The organism is Amycolatopsis orientalis DSM 43388 (genome assembly GCF_000411975.1).
Taxonomy (GTDB): Bacteria; Actinomycetota; Actinomycetes; order Mycobacteriales; family Pseudonocardiaceae; genus Amycolatopsis; species Amycolatopsis orientalis_D.
On the sequence record NZ_ASXG01000147.1, the window covers coordinates 1 to 234 of the forward strand.

Below are 234 nucleotides of genomic sequence, written 5' to 3' on the forward strand. Positions count from 1 at the left end.
CATCTCCTCCTATGTATATCTTCTCTATCTTTTCCACTTCATAATTGTCTTCTATGTAATTTGCTACGTCTATCCATATGTCTTCAGCTTTCTCTCCTACATATGCCTTGTAATAGACATTCTTCAGTACGTTCCTTCCGTTTTTCTCTTCTCTACCTTCATGTATGTATATCAATCGCGGTGTTTCACTGCTGCCATCTTGTAAAGGTACATGGTCTTCATCTGCCTCTATGT

The 234-nt window shown here is 38.5% G+C and carries 1 protein-coding gene; it reads right to left on the minus strand.

All coding sequences use genetic code 11. From position 1 onward, the window contains the following. Positions 1-234: UPF0236 family transposase-like protein (locus L942_RS43240; RefSeq protein WP_200862962.1), on the minus strand; the 234-nt coding region annotated here is incomplete at both ends.